2 tRNA genes and 3 rRNA genes are annotated in these 6188 nt (G+C 54.6%); all 5 read right to left on the bottom strand.

Annotated features, from left to right (window positions below):
• Window positions 1-541 precede the first annotated feature (541 nt).
• The 5 genes from rrf to J2W68_RS17885 all read right to left on the bottom strand — a co-directional run bounded on the left by rrf (window position 542) and on the right by J2W68_RS17885 (window position 5719).
• Window positions 542-655 (bottom strand): 5S ribosomal RNA (gene rrf / locus J2W68_RS17905).
• A 167-nt stretch (window positions 656-822) separates the two neighbouring features.
• Window positions 823-3706: ribosomal RNA gene (locus tag J2W68_RS17900) — 23S ribosomal RNA — on the bottom strand.
• Between the two features lie 241 nt (window positions 3707-3947).
• Window positions 3948-4023, bottom strand: a tRNA-Ala gene (locus tag J2W68_RS17895).
• 3 nt (window positions 4024-4026) lie between these two features.
• A tRNA-Ile gene (locus tag J2W68_RS17890) sits at window positions 4027-4103 on the bottom strand.
• A gap of 71 nt (window positions 4104-4174) precedes the next feature.
• Window positions 4175-5719, bottom strand: a 16S ribosomal RNA gene (locus J2W68_RS17885).
• Together the 16S, 23S and 5S rRNA genes with 2 tRNA genes alongside form the textbook arrangement of a ribosomal RNA operon.
• Between the last annotated feature and the right edge of the window lie 469 nt (window positions 5720-6188).

The raw sequence follows: 6188 nt of genomic DNA, 5'->3' as shown, positions 1-6188 counted from the left end.
ATGCGGCTCTGCCTTTGCAATCCTTCTAGGGAGGGTTTGAATAACTGCTGTCATCCCCGCGAAGGCGGGGATCCAGTGACTTCAAGCCTTTGAGAACCAAAGACGCTGGATTCCCGCCTTCGCGGGAATGACGGCCAAAAGCGGAATTGTTCAGACCCTCCCTAGGCATTGAGCTGTCTCGAACAGAACGATGTCATTCCCCGGGGCTTTTCCGTCCCTGAGCCGGATCGAGCCAAGCAAATCCCATCACCGTGTGTGTCGGCGAGCTGTCTGGATCACTGCCTGCTCTTCGTAATCGTAGGTGGTGCCGTGGGCACCTTAAGCGGAGCCGGCCCGGCCCCACCCGTGCGGTGGAGATACCTGACTCGCCCCCACCGAGCCGCCACCCACCTTCGAATAGATTCTCGTCGCTGCTTGCGGAGTAAATCCCCCTCGCCATCAAATCATCCGCGCCGGAGTTTCTCCGCTCCGCCTGACTTTGTCCAAATCCGACGCAAAGAAAAACCCCCGCCGGGATACCGGCGGGGGTTTTGGGTAAAAACCCTGGCGATGACCTACTCTCGCATGCTAGATGCACACTACCATCGGCGCATGTACGTTTCACTTCCGAGTTCGGAATGGGATCGGGTGGTTCCATACAGCTATAGTCACCAGGGAGAGGGTGGAGGGTCGCAGGTCGGCCCGATTCTCGACGCAGGTATGCGATCGAAAGTGGGACTGACAGCGCTCACGCTCTCAGAGGTTGGGAAGTAGCGAACATTTGTGACGACTCATTCGTGTCGTTGGCCAAGGATGCTTCGGTTAGAAGCAACTTGAGGTTATATGGTCAAGCCACACGGATCATTAGTACTGGTTAGCTCAACACATTGCTGTGCTTACACACCCAGCCTATCAACCACCTGGTCTTGATGGTTCCTTCAGGGGAGTCAAGCTCCCGGGAGATCTCATCTTGAGGCGCGCTTCCCGCTTAGATGCTTTCAGCGGTTATCGCTTCCGAACATAGCTACCCGGCAGTGCCACTGGCGTGACAACCGGAACACCAGAGGTTCGTCCACTCCGGTCCTCTCGTACTAGGAGCAGCCCCTCTCAAATCTCCAACGCCCATGGCAGATAGGGACCGAACTGTCTCACGACGTTCTGAACCCAGCTCGCGTACCACTTTAAATGGCGAACAGCCATACCCTTGGGACCGACTACAGCCCCAGGATGTGATGAGCCGACATCGAGGTGCCAAACACCGCCGTCGATATGAACTCTTGGGCGGTATCAGCCTGTTATCCCCGGAGTACCTTTTATCCGTTGAGCGATGGCCCTTCCATACAGAACCACCGGATCACTAAGTCCTAGTTTCCTACCTGCTTGATCCGTCGATCTCGCAGTCAAGCACGCTTATGCCTTTGCACACAGTGCGCGATGTCCGACCGCGCTGAGCGTACCTTCGAGCTCCTCCGTTACTCTTTGGGAGGAGACCGCCCCAGTCAAACTACCCACCATACATGGTCCCCGATCCGGATAACGGACCTAGGTTAGAACGTCAAGCACGACAGGGTGGTATTTCAAGGTTGGCTCCACCACAGCTAGCGCCATAGTTTCAAAGCCTCCCACCTATCCTACACAGACGAACTCAACGTTCAATGTAAAGCTATAGTAAAGGTTCACGGGGTCTTTCCGTCTTGCCACGGGAACGCTGCATCTTCACAGCGATTTCAATTTCACTGAGTCTCGGGTGGAGACAGCGCCGCCATCGTTACGCCATTCGTGCAGGTCGGAACTTACCCGACAAGGAATTTCGCTACCTTAGGACCGTTATAGTTACGGCCGCCGTTTACCGGGGCTTCGATCAAGAGCTTCGCCTTGCGGCTGACCCCATCAATTAACCTTCCGGCACCGGGCAGGCGTCAGACCCTATACGTCCACTTTCGTGTTTGCAGAGTCCTGTGTTTTTGATAAACAGTCGCAGCGGCCTGGTCACTGCGGCCCCCGATCGCTGTAGCCCGCATGGGCCACGATCAAGGGCGCACCTTCTCCCGAAGTTACGGTGCTATGTTGCCTAGTTCCTTCACCCGAGTTCTCTCAAGCGCCTTAGAATTCTCTTCCTACCCACCTGTGTCGGTTTACGGTACGGTCTGCATAAGCTGAAGCTTAGGGGCTTTTCCTGGAAGCGTGGTATCAGTCACTTCGCTCTAATGAGCTCGTCTCGGTGCTCGGAGTTAAAGGGTCCCGGATTTGCCTAAGACCCACTCCTACCGCCTTTCCCCAGGACAACCAACGCCTGGTAGACCTAACCTTCTCCGTCCCCCCATCGCACTTATGCGAGGTGCTGGAATATTAACCAGCTTCCCATCGACTACGCATTTCTGCCTCGCCTTAGGGGCCGACTCACCCTGCGTCGATTAACGTTGCGCAAGGAAACCTTGGGCTTTCGGCGTGGAGGCTTTTCACCCCCATTATCGTTACTCATGTCAGCATTCGCACTTCCGATACCTCCAGCAGACTTCTCAATCTGCCTTCGACGGCTTACGGAACGCTCCTCTACCGCGCACATATAAATATGTGCACCCCAAGCTTCGGTTTATCACTTAGCCCCGTTAAATCTTCCGCGCAGACCGACTCGACCAGTGAGCTATTACGCTTTCTTTAAAGGGTGGCTGCTTCTAAGCCAACCTCCTGGCTGTCTGTGCCTTTCCACATCGTTTCCCACTTAGTGATAATTTGGGACCTTAGCTGTGGGTCTGGGTTGTTTCCCTTTTCACGACGGACGTTAGCACCCGCCGTGTGTCTCCCATGCAGTCTGTCTTGGTATTCGGAGTTTGCAATGGTTTGGTAAGTCGCAATGACCCCCTAGCCATAACAGTGCTCTACCCCCAAGAAGATTCACATGAGGCGCTACCTAAATAGCTTTCGAGGAGAACCAGCTATCTCCGGGTTCGATTAGCTTTTCACTCCTAATCACACCTCATCCCCTACCTTTGCAACGGGAGTGGGTTCGGACCTCCAGTTGATGTTACTCAACCTTCATCCTGGGCATGACTAGATCACCCGGTTTCGGGTCTATTGCCCGCGACTATGCGCCCTTATCAGACTCGGTTTCCCTTCGCCTCCCCTATACGGTTAAGCTTGCCACGAACAATAAGTCGCTGACCCATTATACAAAAGGTACGCAGTCACTCCTTGCGGAGCTCCTACTGCTTGTACGCACACGGTTTCAGGGTCTATTTCACTCCCCTCTCCGGGGTTCTTTTCGCCTTTCCCTCACGGTACTGGTTCACTATCGGTCGGTCAGGAGTATTTAGCCTTGGAGGATGGTCCCCCCATATTCAGACAGGGTTTCTCGTGCCCCGCCCTACTCATTTTTCATCGATATGGCCCTTTCGCATACAGGGCTATCACCTTCTATGGCCGGTCTTTCCAGGACCGTTTTGCTAAAACCATATCGACTTTTGGGCTGTTCCCCGTTCGCTCGTCACTACTCAGGGAATCTCGGTTGATTTCTTTTCCTACGGTTACTTAGATATTTCAGTTCACCGCGTTCGCCCTGCATGGCTATGTATTCACCATGCAGTACCTCCTAGGAGGTGGGTTTCCCCATTCGGACATTACCGGATCAAAGCTTGTTGCCAGCTCCCCGATACTTTTCGCAGGCTACCACGTCCTTCATCGCCTCTGACCGCCAAGGCATCCACCGTGTGCGCTTATTCGCTTGACCATATAACCCCAAGTTGCCTCGGAGCCATACTTCTGTCGATGGGTACAAAGCATCGACGCAAATATAACGACTCAATTTACTAGGGACTCGAGGTCCCCGCCTTAGCCACACGACACGTATGAGTTCTTGTCTCAGACGCTCGCTACTTCCCTATTTTTCAAAGAACAGTCGTCAGGCCACAGTGCCCGGCGACATTCAAATCTGATGTGTGCGCAGCGATTGGTGAACCATCAATCAAGAATGGTGGAGCCTGTCGGGATCGAACCGACGACCCCCTGCTTGCAAAGCAGGTGCTCTCCCAGCTGAGCTAAGGCCCCATGTGGTGGGTCTGGGAGGACTCGAACCACCGGCCTCACCCTTATCAGGGGTGCGCTCTAACCACCTGAGCTACAGACCCAGTCTTGCTTGATTACCAATCGTGCAGGTTACTTATGAGGACGCCTGGACAAGCGATGCAGCCTTGTCTCTAAAGGAGGTGATCCAGCCGCACCTTCCGATACGGCTACCTTGTTACGACTTCACCCCAGTCATCGGCCACACCGTGGCAAGCGCCCTCCCGAAGGTTAAGCTACCTGCTTCTGGTGCAACAAACTCCCATGGTGTGACGGGCGGTGTGTACAAGGCCCGGGAACGTATTCACCGCAGCAATGCTGATCTGCGATTACTAGCGATTCCGACTTCACGGAGTCGAGTTGCAGACTCCGATCCGGACTGAGAGAAGGTTTCTGGGATTGGCTTGCCCTCGCGGGTTTGCAGCCCTCTGTCCTTCCCATTGTAGTACGTGTGTAGCCCTGGCCGTAAGGGCCATGATGACTTGACGTCATCCCCACCTTCCTCCGGTTTGTCACCGGCGGTCTCCTTAGAGTTCCCACCATTACGTGCTGGCAACTAAGGACAAGGGTTGCGCTCGTTGCGGGACTTAACCCAACATCTCACGACACGAGCTGACGACAGCCATGCAGCACCTGTGTCACGGTTCCCGAAGGCACCAATCCATCTCTGGAAAGTTCCGTGCATGTCAAGGCCAGGTAAGGTTCTTCGCGTTGCATCGAATTAAACCACATACTCCACCGCTTGTGCGGGCCCCCGTCAATTCCTTTGAGTTTCAGTCTTGCGACCGTACTCCCCAGGCGGCGAACTTAACGCGTTAGCTTCGATACTGAGTTCCTAATTGAACCCAACATCCAGTTCGCATCGTTTAGGGCGTGGACTACCAGGGTATCTAATCCTGTTTGCTCCCCACGCTTTCGTGCCTCAGTGTCAGTGCTGGTCCAGGTAGTCGCCTTCGCCACGGATGTTCCTCCCGATCTCTACGCATTTCACTGCTACACCGGGAATTCCACTACCCTCTACCGCACTCTAGCCTGCCAGTATCCAATGCAATTCCCAGGTTGAGCCCAGGGCTTTCACATCAGACTTAACAAACCACCTACGCACGCTTTACGCCCAGTAATTCCGAGTAACGCTTGCACCCTTCGTATTACCGCGGCTGCTGGCACGAAGTTAGCCGGTGCTTATTCTTTGGGTACCGTCAGAACAATCGGGTATTAACCGACTGCTTTTCTTTCCCAACAAAAGGGCTTTACAACCCGAAGGCCTTCTTCACCCACGCGGCATGGCTGGATCAGGCTTGCGCCCATTGTCCAATATTCCCCACTGCTGCCTCCCGTAGGAGTCTGGACCGTGTCTCAGTTCCAGTGTGGCTGATCATCCTCTCAGACCAGCTACGGATCGTCGCCTTGGTGGGCCTTTACCCCGCCAACTAGCTAATCCGACATCGGCTCATCTATCTGCGCGAAGCCCGAAGGTCCTCCGCTTTCACCCGTAGGTCGTATGCGGTATTAGCGTAAGTTTCCCTACGTTATCCCCCACAAATAGGCAGATTCCGATGTATTCCTCACCCGTCCGCCACTCGCCACCCAAGGAGCAAGCTCCTCTGTGCTGCCGTTCGACTTGCATGTGTTAGGCCTGCCGCCAGCGTTCACTCTGAGCCAGGATCAAACTCTTCACTTAAATGTTTCGACATCACCGAAGTGACATCTAATGCTTCGAGTGCAGATGTCTTTTCCAGAACTCGAACTACTCACCAGCATTTGCATGCTTTTGAATCTTTCTTGCTCTTTCTAGAACGTCTGCTAATGGACTAACACCACCAGCCAGACGTCCGCATAAGTATCCTGCGCACACTGTCAAAGATCTTCGGAAGCGGCCTCAGCGCCTGCTTCCCAGTGCTTCGAAGTTTCCTCCGAAGCGAGCCGCCCATCATAGCGCGGTTTTGGCTTTCGTCAACACCTCGGTGAGGGCTGGTTTCCGCCGACTTCAGCGTCCGGCCCGAAGGCGTTTCGTTGAAGCGAGCCGCACATCTTACCGCGACTTTCGAGGCTGTCAACACCGCGTGAAGGCTGTTGTCGTTCTCGTCCCGCTTCAACCGCTGCCCCGAAGTGCAGCCCGTCAAGCGGGGCGCGAATTATGCATAGATGCA

Source organism: Luteimonas terrae (assembly GCF_031457535.1).
Classification (GTDB): Bacteria; Pseudomonadota; Gammaproteobacteria; order Xanthomonadales; family Xanthomonadaceae; genus Luteimonas; species Luteimonas terrae_A.
This window is presented reverse-complemented; position numbering and strand designations above follow the sequence as displayed.